This is a genomic window from Desulfotignum phosphitoxidans DSM 13687 (assembly GCF_000350545.1).
Lineage (GTDB): Bacteria > Desulfobacterota > Desulfobacteria > Desulfobacterales > Desulfobacteraceae > Desulfotignum > Desulfotignum phosphitoxidans.
The window spans coordinates 1-11,867 of the sequence record NZ_APJX01000008.1 but is presented as its reverse complement, the minus strand read 5'-3'; the positions used below and the strand labels follow the sequence as shown (position 1 = coordinate 11,867).

Below are 11,867 nucleotides of genomic sequence, written 5' to 3'. Positions count from 1 at the left end.
GGGACGGCAGGTAAAATCAAATCCATTTTGACTTTAAAAAGATGCTCCGGATGTGGGCCTTTTTCCCGACTTCATGATTTCTTTTTCTGTTCTGGTCCACTGGATCCGCAGTGGATCTGGCTGGTACCGCAGCTGTCACACCCGCAGCCGCAGGATGTGCTGTCAGCGGAAGCTGTGGCCCGGAGCCGGCGGTAAAGATAATACACGGCACCGGCAACGATCAGGCTGATAAAGATTTTTTCAAACATGGTTGGGATTCCTTTGGCTGAAAGATTTTCATTTCTTAGTTTGTTAGCCTTAACAAACTAATTTTGCCCACAAATCTTCCGCCCTGTCAAGTTTTTTTAGGATCAGCAACAGCCATCCCCGCAGGAGGCGTTTTCCTTACCTTTTATCCAGACCTGGATAATATACGTGGCTCACCCGACTCCGGGACTGACGGATATGGCATCTGCCGGGCAGTTGCTGACACAGGCCCCGCATTCCATACAGGCATTGAAGTCAACAATCCGGGCTTTTTTTCTTTGTATCTCAAACACGGCATGGGGGCAGACTTCGGTGCACAACCCGCAGCCGATACATTTTTGGTCATCCAGCACCAGGGTGGCCACATCTTCCAGATATCTGAAATCCTGCATCCTTTTCTCCTGTCTCCGCTTCATTCCGAATCATCAGAATGCGCTGTAAATCCAAAGCCCGGCAGACACCATCAGTCCGGTCACCTGCACGGGAATGTATTGTTTCATCTCTTTTTCCACCCCGGACGGGGAGGTGAACGGGGTGGCACCGGTAAAATTCATGGCCAGATGGGAACTGACCATCACACTGAAGATAACCAGAGCTGCGGCACCGGCCATGCTGCCGATATGATCCCAAATAACAGGCAGCAGCAACAGGCTGCACACACCGCCCATGAGAATACCTTTAAAAGCAAATTTTTTTGACGGGATAAACGGCAGCAGCACCGGGGTTAACACGGCACCGGAAATCAATCCGATGACCAGGGCGGACAGGGACACCAATCCCCTTTCCCAGGCCCCGTGAAACGAAAATATCCCCGGACCGATACCTGAAAGCACAAACAGCACCAGGGCCGAGATACCCGATATTTTCAACGCCCCATGCAGTTCCACCGGGGTCAGCACAAACCGTTCAAACAAGGTAAACGTAACCTGGCGCATGGATTTGTCCGCTTTTTTTCCCTTGTCCAGAAACTCAGGAATATCACAGGCCCGCACCGGCCCATACACCACCCGGAAACCGGACCGGGCCTTCACCTGTCTGGCAGATACCCCGGTGGCACCCAGCTGGGGCACGATCACCCGTTTATGGGCCACCACTTTTTCAAGAGACACCGCCTGGATTCTGTTGACCAGCTCTTGGGTGGAAAAATTTTTTTTGCCTGCTGCGCACCAGACATTCACCCCGCGGGTATCCAGCACCAGAATCCAGGCGCTGATGCCTTCCAGCGCAGATCGCAGATGATCAAAGGTCAGCTTGTAATTGGCGGTCACCAGCACGTCTGAATCCGGATCCGGTGACCCGATGCCGTAAAGACCGGGACTCACCAGATACTTGTCCCGCCGGATGCCGCATCGGACGGCGATGGTGGACAGCCGGTCTTTTTTATCCAGATCCGGCCGGATCACCGGCACCGGGCCGGCATCGGTTTCCATAAAATGATCCACATAACGGCACAACTCATATCCGGGTCTGTCGTATGCCGCCATCGGGCGGGTTTCTTCGGTTGCACACGTCAGACCCGGCATATTCATTGACGGCATGAGCTGCACATTGTTCGTTGACAGGCCAGGGCCTTTTTTTTGAAACGGATTTTGGGTTGAATTGTCTGATCTGATGGCCATGGGGAGTATTTTCATAACGGTTCCCGGATTGTTTATAACGCGTTTACAAATTGTTTGAGCTGGTTCAACACAGCCTTATCCACACAAAAATAGGTTTTGGGCCCTTCCACCTCCCCGCAGACAATGCCCGATTCCTTGAGTATCTTCAAATGCTGGCTGATGGTGGACTGGGAATAGGGAAAAATGCCTACGATCTCTCCGCAGATGCAGGTGTCAATCTCAATCAGATGCTGGACGATTCTGATCCGGGTAGGATGGCCCAGGGCTTTGAAAACCTTGGCAAGCTGTGCTGATTCCATTGGCAAAAACCTTTTAATCGTTAATCGACATTTAACGATGACATGTCTGTCTGCCGGTGTCAACCCCCGAACATTGTCTTTTCTTGACAATACCCTGTTTTATGCCCTATGTATCAAACAAGAAAAATTTCCTTCAAATCCAATCTGACTCGAGGTGAAAAATGAAACAGCCCGATGATTATGATTTTGTCAAACTCAACCGGGAACATCTGGATATTCTGGTGTCCTGGGCAGACCAGGAAGGGTGGAATCCCGGCCCCCATGACGCGGACGTTTTCTGGCACACGGATCCAGACGGATTTTACGGATTTTTCGATCAGGGAGAACTGGTGGCCGGCGGCGCCATCATCTCCTATGACGGCGCATTCGGTTTCATGGGCTTTTTCATTGTCAAGCCCGCCTACCGGGGCCGGGGCATCGGCAGAAAACTGTGGTACCTGAGGCGGGATACTTTGCTGAAACGGCTGGACCCCGGGGCCGCCATCGGCATGGACGGGGTGGTGGCCATGCAGCCGTTCTACAACCGGGGCGGGTTTGCACTTTCGTTCCGGGATCTGCGGTATGAAGGCACGGGAACCCCCCGGCCCCAGGAGGATGCCGTGTCCGCCATCAGGGAACCTGATCTGGAAAAGGTGCTGGCATACGACCGGGAATGCTTTGGATGTGACCGACGGCGGTTCATGACCCGGTGGCTGAAAATGCCGGAGGCCTATCCCTTCAAATACACGGAAGGCAGCCGGTTAAAAGGGTTTGCCGTGCTGCGGAAGGTCCGGCAGGGATACAAGATCGGCCCGCTGTTTGCTGACACCCCGGACATCGCGGATGCATTGTTTTGTGCCTGTTCGGCGGCAACCGGAAACGCGCCGTTCTACCTGGACATTCCCATTGTCAACACGGCGGCCCAGGCCCTGGTGGACCGCCACAAGATGACCTATGTGTTTGAATGCGCCAGAATGTATCACGGCACACCCCCGGCCTTGCCCATGGATAAAATTTATGGCATCACCACGTTTGAGCTTGGGTGATGCCGCCGGGCAAACCCTATTTCAAGGGGAACAGGCTGTTTCACTCAAAATGGTGTAACACCTCTTCCAGGTGGGACACCCAGATGTCCACAAAGGAATCATATTCTGCCGTGCCTTTCATAATGGTGTGGCAGTCGATCCCGGCTTCTGAAAGAATGGATTTCCAGGAATCCGCTTCATCGCCGGCCATGTCATTTTTGGCATGATCTCCGGCCACGGACATGAACGGCAGCAGCCAGGCCGTCTTGATTTTCTTTTCTGCCAGCCAGGACTGGATCTCATCGATTTCCGGATACCCTTCCACTCCGCCGATGAACACCAGCGGATCCCGCTGCTGGGCCTGGAACATCAGGGCCGGATAAAACGCGTTGCCGGGATGATGGGTCCCGTGTCCCATAAACACCACGGCATCCTGTTGTTTTCTTTCGGCAGGGATGATGTCAAACAGGGCCTCCACGGCTTTTTCCATATCCGCCTGGGTAGCCAGAAGCGGATACCCCTGGATCACCTGGTCAAATACTCCCATGGACCTGAACGCCCCCACTACGCGGCCCAGATCATGGTACTCCGATCCGGCAATGGTGTGCAGGCTCTGCACGGCCACGTGGGTGAACTGGTCATCCGCCATCCGGGCCAGGGCCATGGCCGGAGAATCCAGATGTTTTCCCTGTTTCGCCAGTTTGTGCCGGATGATCCGGGAGGTGTATGCCCAGTATACCGGGGTGTCCGGCCAGGCGGCCTTGACTTTGCGGTCGATATTCTCAAACGACACCTGGGCGCTGGCTTCACTGGAACCAAACGCCACCAGCAGAATGCCGACTTTTTTTTCCTTGTGGATGTCATGTTGGTGGGCAAAAATGGTGCTGCCAGTAGTCAGTAACAAACCCAGGGCAAGAATGCCCACAATCAATGGATGCCATACATGTTTCATTTTTTTACTCCTCGAATAAACATTGATAAAAATTGAATTGAGAGTCGTCATTCAGAAATAACCGGCCAGTCCCAGGGCCCGCTCCAGGCGTTCTGCCAGAAAACCCGTGACTTCCGGATAATGGGTCAGGCCTTTGAACAAGGGCTTTTCCTTTACTTCCACCATGGGACAGTCCACGGTGAAGCCCATCTTTTCCAGGCAGGCACGCCAGCTGTCCTCTTCGCCCATCAGATCATCCCTGGCATGCATGCCCGCAAAATACATCATGGGGATGATCCGGGCCTGTTTGACCCGGTCGATGGTCCGCTTCTTTTTCATCCGCGTAAACAGGGCATCCGGATCCGGGATGCCTTCAATGGCTGCAGCCCTCACATGGGGATACCGGTCCGCCACCAGCTTTTCCACGCCCAGGTACACGATATTCACAGGGTCGGCCGCCAGGGGTGTGCCGTGCAGGGCCAGCAGGTTTACACCCTGGTCCGGCGGCAGAAAATCCTGTTCCATCACCGCCAGGGTCTGCCGGATAAAATCCCACCGATGGCACAGCGTCTCTCCCATGAACACCCGCAGGCCGGGAAAATAGGCACAGGTCTCCTGGATCTGCCCGTACTCGGTGCCCGGAAAAACGTGCAGAGGCTGCACCACCGCCTTTCTGAACCCGGCTGCTTCCACTTGGGCCAGGGTCTGGTGCAGGCTGGGCAGGCCGGTTTTCCGGCGGATGATTTCCGAGGTATAGGCCCAAAAGATCTCATATGCTGAAAAATGCCGTTCCAGGTGTGCCTGAAAATTTTTCAGGACATCCCCGGCCCGGGTGGTGGAACCGAAAGCGGCAATGATGACGGCGGGTTTTTCCTTGAGTGGCGGCAGGTGCATCTTGCGGCCGATATATCCATTGGGGTGCATAGGTTGTCTTTCCTTATCTCCGGGTTTAACGTTCCATTGCGGCATTTCTTACCATAAGTCTCAGTTTCTGCCAATACAACAAGAAAACGAGCCAGATCACCTGGGTTGCGGGTTTTTTCGTGTTGGTTCACGCATCTTTGACAGTACGTCTCATCCCCCAGACGGCCAGGACGATCATGACCACCACCAGTCCGGTCAGGCTGGCCACCCAGAACGACTCTTTTTTCACCACAGGCGCCGGATTAATGCCGGACTGCCAGTCCTGGGCCGTCACCGGCACGGCACCCGCCAGCACAGCCGCAAGACACATCAGCACTGCCGCAAGACCGGAAAAACCAAAAAAATCTTGATCCAGCGCCGGCCGGGAACCCTGACAGGGTTCCAGAAGATGTCATGGTCCGGAAACGTTTTTGTGCGCTAAGACTCCAAAAATTCTTCTTGACAAAAAAACATGACACAATAGATAATCCCCCAGCATCAAGGTGCTCATTTGAGCTTGAAAGGGAACCCTGTGAAAGTCAGGGACGGGCCCACCGCTGTAAACGGGGACCACCGCCGCAACCATGTCACTGTGCCGAAATGGTATGGGAAGGCGCGGCCAGTAGGATGATCCGTGAGTCAGAAGACCTGCCTAAGCGATTAAAGATTTTTTCCGCGGACAAGAAAAAATCAGATCAAGATCTTGTGTTAAAAAGGGAAACCCTGGATCGATTTACTCGGTCCGGGGTTTTTGGTTTCTCCGGACCGGCAATTGGTTAATGCGCACAGGAGAATCAAATGAAAAACAAAGGGATATATTTAGGGATCATCGCTGTTTTCTGGATGACGGCAATCACCGGCATTTCCGCCGGCCGGGCAGAAGATCAAGCAGTCACCACCATGGATCAGGTCGTGGTGTCAGTCACCCAGACCGAAACCACTTCAGCAAAAATCGGCGGCAACAGCGTCACCGTGATCACGGCCAAAGAGATTGAAGAAAAAAACCCCCATACCGTGCTGGAACTTCTCAAAACCGTGCCCGGTGTATTTGTGACATCCACCGGCGGCATGGGAACCAGCTCCTCCGTATTCATTCGGGGAGCGGACGAGAAAAACACCCTGGTAATGCTGGACGGTATTATTCTCAATGACTCCTCCCACCGCAACCGGTCCGCTGATCTCGCAGATATCAACCTGGATCAGGTGGAACGTATCGAAGTGGTCAGAGGTGCCATGAGTGTGATGTACGGCAGCAATGCCACAGCCGGCGTGATCAACATCATCACCAAAAAAGGAAGCAGAGACCCTGAAGCCACCGCTTCCGTGGAAGGCGGCTCCTACGGCACCTGGAAAACCGGCGCCCATGCCTCGGGTGCCACGGACAAGCTCACATATGCCGTGTCCGGCTCTTATCTGTCCCGGGACGGGTTTTCCATTGCAGACAAGGACAACCCGCGCATCCCCCAGAATGGCAACACGGATGAAAAAGACGGGTATGACAATCTCACATTATCCGGCAACTTAGGATTTGAATTCAATGAAAATTTTTCCGTCTCATCCACCCTGCGGTATGTGGATGCACAGGTGGATCTGGATGATTATGAAGGCGGGTATACCGGAGACAACATCACTTCCACCTGGGTGCCGGATCCGGTCTCCGGTGCATGGGTCAACACCCTGGTGCCCAACCCGGACGGTCCCACATACAAACGATCTGAATCAGAACGTCTGATGGGACAGGTCGGAATCAACAACTGGTTTGCCCAAGGCCGGGTTGAATCCATTCTGTCCTATAAATTCACAAGAAGTGATCTTCAGGCGTATGACAACGACAATCTGCCCTGGTATGACTATCAAGGCGCTTCCGACGAATTTTCCTGGCAGGGCAACATCGATTTTGAAAACCATGTGCTGTCCTTTGGCACCGGGTATTTTAACGAAGCCATGGAAAGCCTGAGCAGCGGAGTGGCGGACATCGATACCCACACCTTGAGCTACTGGCTCCAGGACCCGCTCTTTGTCGGCGAAAGCCTGGTTTTGATTGCCGGGGCCCGCATGGATGATCATCAGTCCTTTGGTAGAAAGACCACGTTCAGGATCGCACCCGCCTATGAGATCCCGTCCACCGGTACCCGTCTCAAAGCCAGCTTCGGCACCGGTTTCAGGTCTCCCTCCCTGTATGAACTTTATTCCGTCTATGGGAACCCGGATCTTGCGCCGGAAAAAAGCCAAGGCTGGGATTTGGGGGTGGAGCAGGGTTTTCTGGATGATCACCTGACTTTGGGCCATATATGACCTACTGCTCAAATAAAACCCTTTCTATCTCGTTATGACGTCGAAGCCCATAAGGCTATTATATCAATAAATCAGTATATTAAAAGAAATTATCCCAAGGTTTCACTCCCGGCACAATGCTTGCTGAATAATTTATGTGTACAATTAACAAGGAACTGGAAAATCATGAAGTAGACCAATGCTGCATGGAATTAAAAACACTGATTGAAAAGGCCGTTCAAAAAATCACAACCTGATTCAAGGAGACATTATCGTATGAAACAAGAAACTGGTGGAAAAATCAAGTATGGCGTTTGGGGGCTTATTATCGGAGCAACGATGGCAATGATCATCGGCTTTAGCTGGCGTTAAACAAAGAGCGCCTACTGGGGAGTGCTTTTGGTGGGCTACGGCTTCTATGTTTTAATGAATAAAATGGTTTCAAGTCCAGGAACTCTTTCGAATTCGTTTTTATTTTCTGTCAATACTGCACAGTTATGGACTAAGGCGGTTGCTGAAATAATCAGGTCATGTGCCCCTATCATCATACCCTGCCTGGAAAGTGATGCAAATAAACCAGCATGCACTCTGGCGACTTCAGTATTAAAATCCAACACAGGCACTTTACTCAATATGGATTCCACAAAAGCGGAACGACGCGCCCTTCTTGACTCATTATCAGCATAATGAACACCAACCAATAATTCAGAAACAGTCACTGCGCTGATATATACATCGCCATATTCTTCCCAGGGTGAAAAATCTATCTGAGATTTCGATCGCTCAGAATGAATAAAAACATTTGTGTTCAGCATTAATCCCATTGTGTCTTCTCCAGGGGTATTTGTTTTCGAATATCCTCCAGATCTTTTGCAAAGACACCTGCATCATCTCCAAGCGAAGGCAGCTCTGCGAACATTCTATTCAGGTCTTTGACTTTTAAAGAGGACGCAATTGAAACTGGAGAAATTCGAGCGATCACCTTATTACCCTGAAAATCGGATAAAGCGCACATCTTAAATAAAAAAAACAACACCAAACGCTCTAATTGTTTGAAAAGTCATGCTTTTTTCTTGCTTTTTTAACGTGTTTGTATTATATTGATACGTACACTTTAAGGGAGGTTTGTGCATGGCTAAACCAATAACAGGAAAAACTCACGTCGGTGAACGGCGTGAAAAGCGTCCGAATGGGGATATTTACGTCTATGAACGGGTTACAGCCTACGACGAAAAGACCAGAAAGACCTATACGGTCAGTCAGAAACTCAAAGGAAAAATCAAGTCGGGAACTCACAAAATTTTGCCGACTCGTCCGAAAAAACATAAAGGCGAAGGAGGCCTTGTCGATGCAACACGTCGGCATACCGGCCTCACGGACATATTGGAATGGGTTGGCAAGGTTTCCGGCATTGATAATGATGTATGTGCTTCATTCAGCGAGGGTGATGCGGCAAAGATACTTTCTATCGCACGCTACTGGATTGGTTCCGGTGGCAACACGCTGCCACGTCTTGAGAGTTGGCAGGTGATGCACCCTCTTCCATATCGCGAAGCGATCACTGAGGACGTCTATGGTAGCCTGTTTAAGGATGTTGGTCGCAATGAGGAAGGCGTTCAGCGCTATTTTTCAGCTCGGGCGGCACACCTGGGGAAGTCTCCTATGCTGGCGTTTGACTCTACCACTATTTCGACCTATTCTGAAAATCAGTCGGAGGCACGACAGGGATTCAACAAGGATGGCGACGGACTCAACACCATCAAGCTTTTGACCTTATATTCCGTCAAGGCTGGCGAACCGATAGCCTTCTCTAAGCAACCCGGCAATATTCCGGATGTCATCTCCATTGAAAACACTTTGACACAACTCAAGTGTCTCAATCTGGAAAAGCCTCTGATCGTCACCGATAACGGCTACTACAGCCAGAAAAACATGATGGAATTCGCCTTGCGCAATGTGAAGTTTCTGACGCTGGTTGATCCAAATATTATATGGGTCCGCGAGACAATTGATGCGCTCCGTGCAACAATAGCGGGTATGGCCAGCACTTGTCCTTTCGACCCGTCAATCTGCGGAGCAACTTTGCACAGAATGCACCAGTTCAGCCGGACACGCCAGCGATCACGCAACAGGAAAATTGCAGGTGAGAAAGAAACGTTCTCGCGCCGCCTGTATGTGCATGTTTACTATTCCCCGGACAACGAAGCTAAGAAAGAACTCGCCTTCCGTAAGGATCTGCTTGAACTGAAGGCGCAAATACAAGGAGGAAATACCGAGTTCACGCCATCTGCGCAAAAGAAAATAGACAAGTACCTGACCTGTTCCAAAAAGGGGCGTGGGGGGCAGCTTAAGGTGGGCTTCAATGATAAAGCCATTACCGAAGCAAAGAGGTACTTCGGCTATTTCGCTCTGGTCAGCAATCAGACTATGGACACATTTACGGCACTTGAAAACTATCGGTTGCGAGAAAAAATTGAAGAACTCTTTGCCGTGCAAAAAGGGAGACTCGACGGTGCGCGACCGCGCACATGGTACCCGGACAATCTGCGCGGAAGACAATTCACACAATTTATCTCGCTGGGCTATCATTGTTCCCTGATGAAAAAAATAAAGGAAGTACAGTCCAAGCTCGGGAAAAATGAATCCGGAAAAACCAAATCACTTCTCAATCTCGAAAAAAAATTGGAAAACTGGCTTGCGCAACGCTCTCTCGCTCAGATCTTGGATTGGTTCGATTGCATTGAAACCACAAAGGTACAGACTGCCATGGGCAGCTATCGATGGTCCACCGAATCAGTAGCCAGAGACAGACTGTTCTTGAAGTACTTGGGAGTGAATACCGAATAGTGTACGCTTTAGCCGATTTTCAGGTTATTACCACGTTCCAACTCAACACTGACACCTTGATAAAAAATTCGATTAAGCAAATCAGAAAATTGTCTTACTGCCTGGGTGACACTTATACGCTCCATGACTCGCTCCTCATAAATATTAAAATCATATAATATGATTATATATACTGTCAGCACGGATGTTTGTAAAGGATTTTTTTGAAAAGCGGTTCGTTCATCAAAGCCTGAAGGGCAGTCAGTAAGCAGCCTTTTAAGTTCTGATTCGGTCAATGGTATAAAAACAGGCCAATCGTGCAGAACGCGTTCCACCCGACAGGATAATGCCGATGGCATCAGCACCCTGGTCCTGGGCCAGGGATTTAAAAAAACTGTCAATGGGAAGGTTAAATCCCCTGGGCTGGGGCAGGTCCATGAGCTGGAGGGTGCCGTTTAAAATGGCCATATCCTTGTTGGGCGGAATCACATAGATCCTGTTGGGCTGAATCGTAAGCCCGTCTGTTATCTGATGGACCTTCATCTGTGTTTTTTTCTGAATCAGCTCTTTTTTTGTCATGGACATGTCCCCTGTCCTGAGAAATTGGAATGTACGAAAGATGTAAACTGTTCTGGTTATAGGCCGGGCAACTGCCTTCTGTCAAGGAAACGGATAAAAACTCATTCCTCTTTATTTTGCCTGATGGCATGAACGGTCTCCATCCCAGGGCTTTGAATCTGTTTTGATCGGATTTGCCCTCTAAAACCAATGACCACAGCATGGGCTCTGTCCACCCATGCCTGGCAGCCACCTGGGGAATGGTTAATCCCTGGGACAAATCCGTATTTGGGGATTTTGTTAACATTGACATTTTCCCCAAATGGTTTCGGATAATATCCCTGGTCTCTCCCAAGCGCAATGCTATTCTTTCCTGAAGGATTCCCAGCCGGTTCATGCGCCAGATTTTCTGATCCAGTTTAATTTGCCGGACCGCTTTCAGGTCTGCAATATAATTGGCAATTGTCTGCCGGGATCTGCCAATGAGCCTGCCTGGGACCAGCGATTTAATTCCCAGCCATTTTCAGGGATTTTTTCCCATCCAATTTCAAGGGTTGTGATCCAGCCACTGATTTTTTAATTCCGTTAACTGATTTTATAATCAAATATAATTCCCTCCATTTAATTCGCCTTGTAACGGTTTTTGGGAGGGACCATGGAACCTATCCCCTGCCTGGGGTGCAGTACTTTTTTTATTCCGAGAAACAAGCTTCAGACCCACTGCTCCACACCAGCCTGCCAGCGTGCCAGAAAGGCATCATGGCAAAGGCAAAAACTGGCAACCGACCCCGAATATGCACAAAGCCAGAAACTGTCCAACAATAAATGGCTGGCGAACACTCCGAATTACTGGAAAGACTATCGTTCCCGAAATCCGGAAAAAGCTGCCAGAAACCGTATTTTCCAGCGAATCAGGAACAGGGCAAAAGCTCGAACTGACAAGGGTCTGGATACGTCGCGTCATGTCGGTATTGCAAAGATGGACGCGAGAAAATCCTTGATAAACGGGCTTTCTGGTGAGTTCTGGCTGGTTCCGATGATTGCAAAGATGGACGCGGTAAAAATTTTTATCGCAGCCATACCGGGCGATCCCGGATAATTGCAAAGATGGACTCGGGGACAGGAGATATTTTTTTATGCTACACCCGGATCAAAAACCTTTTTTGAAGGAGGGTGTCATGATACGGAAAAAAATTGTCTCCAGGTC

At 50.5% G+C, this 11,867-nt stretch carries 13 protein-coding genes and 1 riboswitch; of the genes, 4 read left to right on the top strand and 9 right to left on the bottom strand.

Annotated elements, in window-relative coordinates; genetic code table 11:
* Positions 1 to 71: 71 nt before the first annotated feature.
* From DPO_RS24665 to DPO_RS16550, 4 genes are all read right to left on the bottom strand, one after another.
* Complete coding sequence (locus DPO_RS24665; RefSeq protein ID WP_006967328.1) at positions 72 to 248, bottom strand: FeoB-associated Cys-rich membrane protein; 177 nt, start codon at positions 246 to 248, stop codon at positions 72 to 74.
* A gap of 102 nt (positions 249 to 350) precedes the next feature.
* Positions 351 to 638 carry a mercury methylation ferredoxin HgcB gene (gene hgcB, locus DPO_RS16560; protein WP_268870645.1) on the bottom strand — a complete coding sequence of 96 codons (288 nt, stop codon included), beginning with the start codon at positions 636 to 638 and terminating at the stop codon, positions 351 to 353.
* A gap of 33 nt (positions 639 to 671) precedes the next feature.
* Complete coding sequence (gene hgcA / locus DPO_RS16555; protein WP_006967326.1) at positions 672 to 1,880, bottom strand: mercury methylation corrinoid protein HgcA; 1,209 nt, start codon at positions 1,878 to 1,880, stop codon at positions 672 to 674.
* A gap of 17 nt (positions 1,881 to 1,897) precedes the next feature.
* Complete coding sequence (locus DPO_RS16550; protein WP_006967325.1) at positions 1,898 to 2,164, bottom strand: ArsR/SmtB family transcription factor; 267 nt, start codon at positions 2,162 to 2,164, stop codon at positions 1,898 to 1,900.
* Positions 2,165 to 2,325: 161 nt separating this feature from the next.
* On the opposite strand from DPO_RS16550, the gene DPO_RS16545 reads away from it, so the two are divergent.
* Positions 2,326 to 3,189 (top strand): GNAT family N-acetyltransferase, encoded by an 864-nt coding sequence (locus DPO_RS16545; protein WP_006967324.1) that lies wholly within the window; start codon positions 2,326 to 2,328, stop codon positions 3,187 to 3,189.
* Between the two features lie 40 nt (positions 3,190 to 3,229).
* On the opposite strand, the gene DPO_RS16540 is transcribed toward DPO_RS16545, so the two are convergent.
* The 3 genes from DPO_RS16540 to DPO_RS16530 form a co-directional block, all read right to left on the bottom strand.
* Entirely contained in the window at positions 3,230 to 4,120 is an 891-nt protein-coding gene (locus tag DPO_RS16540) for a sirohydrochlorin cobaltochelatase (protein WP_006967323.1), read from the bottom strand.
* Between the two features lie 51 nt (positions 4,121 to 4,171).
* On the bottom strand, positions 4,172 to 5,023 hold the full coding sequence (locus DPO_RS16535; RefSeq protein WP_006967322.1) for a sirohydrochlorin cobaltochelatase: 852 nt from the start codon (positions 5,021 to 5,023) through the stop codon (positions 4,172 to 4,174).
* 127 nt (positions 5,024 to 5,150) lie between these two features.
* A complete protein-coding gene (locus DPO_RS16530) occupies positions 5,151 to 5,333 on the bottom strand; it encodes a hypothetical protein (protein ID WP_152427715.1) in 183 nt (60 codons plus the stop codon).
* Between the two features lie 153 nt (positions 5,334 to 5,486).
* Positions 5,487 to 5,672: riboswitch (cobalamin riboswitch) on the top strand.
* A gap of 128 nt (positions 5,673 to 5,800) precedes the next feature.
* Between DPO_RS16530 and DPO_RS16525 the strand changes: the two genes are divergently transcribed.
* Entirely contained in the window at positions 5,801 to 7,297 is a 1,497-nt protein-coding gene (locus DPO_RS16525) for a TonB-dependent receptor plug domain-containing protein (protein ID WP_006967320.1), read from the top strand.
* A gap of 395 nt (positions 7,298 to 7,692) precedes the next feature.
* Here DPO_RS16525 and DPO_RS16520 read toward each other — a convergent pair whose 3' ends face one another.
* Entirely contained in the window at positions 7,693 to 8,100 is a 408-nt protein-coding gene (locus DPO_RS16520; RefSeq protein WP_006967319.1) for a type II toxin-antitoxin system VapC family toxin, read from the bottom strand.
* Between the two features lie 307 nt (positions 8,101 to 8,407).
* Between DPO_RS16520 and DPO_RS16515 the strand changes: the two genes are divergently transcribed.
* Positions 8,408 to 10,123 (top strand): IS1634 family transposase, encoded by a 1,716-nt coding sequence (locus tag DPO_RS16515; RefSeq protein WP_006967317.1) that lies wholly within the window; start codon positions 8,408 to 8,410, stop codon positions 10,121 to 10,123.
* A gap of 255 nt (positions 10,124 to 10,378) precedes the next feature.
* Here DPO_RS16515 and DPO_RS16510 read toward each other — a convergent pair whose 3' ends face one another.
* Positions 10,379 to 10,681 (bottom strand): chemotaxis protein CheB, encoded by a 303-nt coding sequence (locus DPO_RS16510; protein ID WP_236609985.1) that lies wholly within the window; start codon positions 10,679 to 10,681, stop codon positions 10,379 to 10,381.
* Between the two features lie 634 nt (positions 10,682 to 11,315).
* On the opposite strand from DPO_RS16510, the gene DPO_RS24070 reads away from it, so the two are divergent.
* Positions 11,316 to 11,759, top strand: a complete 444-nt coding sequence (locus DPO_RS24070) for a hypothetical protein (RefSeq protein WP_006965307.1) — start codon at positions 11,316 to 11,318, stop codon at positions 11,757 to 11,759.
* Positions 11,760 to 11,867 lie beyond the last annotated feature (108 nt).

Coding starts and splice junctions, on each gene's coding strand:
- DPO_RS16540 (WP_006967323.1), bottom strand. CDS start 4,120: ATGAAACATGTATGGCATCCATTGATTGTGGGCATTCTTGCCCTGGGT.
- DPO_RS16545 (WP_006967324.1), top strand. CDS start 2,326: ATGAAACAGCCCGATGATTATGATTTTGTCAAACTCAACCGGGAACAT.
- DPO_RS16550 (WP_006967325.1), bottom strand. CDS start 2,164: ATGGAATCAGCACAGCTTGCCAAGGTTTTCAAAGCCCTGGGCCATCCT.
- DPO_RS16510 (WP_236609985.1), bottom strand. CDS start 10,681: ATGACAAAAAAAGAGCTGATTCAGAAAAAAACACAGATGAAGGTCCAT.
- DPO_RS24665 (WP_006967328.1), bottom strand. CDS start 248: ATGTTTGAAAAAATCTTTATCAGCCTGATCGTTGCCGGTGCCGTGTAT.
- DPO_RS16515 (WP_006967317.1), top strand. CDS start 8,408: ATGGCTAAACCAATAACAGGAAAAACTCACGTCGGTGAACGGCGTGAA.
- DPO_RS16530 (WP_152427715.1), bottom strand. CDS start 5,333: ATGTGTCTTGCGGCTGTGCTGGCGGGTGCCGTGCCGGTGACGGCCCAG.
- DPO_RS16520 (WP_006967319.1), bottom strand. CDS start 8,100: ATGGGATTAATGCTGAACACAAATGTTTTTATTCATTCTGAGCGATCG.
- DPO_RS24070 (WP_006965307.1), top strand. CDS start 11,316: ATGGAACCTATCCCCTGCCTGGGGTGCAGTACTTTTTTTATTCCGAGA.
- hgcA (WP_006967326.1), bottom strand. CDS start 1,880: ATGAAAATACTCCCCATGGCCATCAGATCAGACAATTCAACCCAAAAT.
- DPO_RS16525 (WP_006967320.1), top strand. CDS start 5,801: ATGAAAAACAAAGGGATATATTTAGGGATCATCGCTGTTTTCTGGATG.
- DPO_RS16535 (WP_006967322.1), bottom strand. CDS start 5,023: ATGCACCCCAATGGATATATCGGCCGCAAGATGCACCTGCCGCCACTC.